Raw genomic sequence first — 279 nt, forward strand, 5'->3', positions numbered from 1 at the left:
GAAAATGAGTATTTATTATCATGGGATTTTAAATCTGTAACAGATAAACCCGTGTATTTAAGGCACGATGTATCACTATTCTTTGAGAACGGTAGACTAGCCGACCAAGAGATAGTAAAAAATCAAGATGTGGAAAGTATAGTTGGGGATGGTGTCTTTTACGGTGATGATAGCGGAAGACACGAAGCGATTACCTTTCATTATGCAGAAGTGCATTACCCTGATGATGAAATTAAAAGTAAAAAAGCTATGAGCTCAGATATACTTTATGTTGTAGAC

The 279-nt window shown here is 35.8% G+C and carries 1 protein-coding gene; it reads left to right on the top strand.

The genetic code is table 11. The features are described from left to right. On the top strand, positions 1-279 hold a 279-nt coding region (locus tag AOA60_RS32775; protein WP_218240834.1), incomplete at both ends, for a hypothetical protein.

The organism is Pseudomonas sp. 2822-17, from assembly GCF_002742485.1.
GTDB lineage: Bacteria > Pseudomonadota > Gammaproteobacteria > Pseudomonadales > Pseudomonadaceae > Aquipseudomonas > Aquipseudomonas cyclaminis.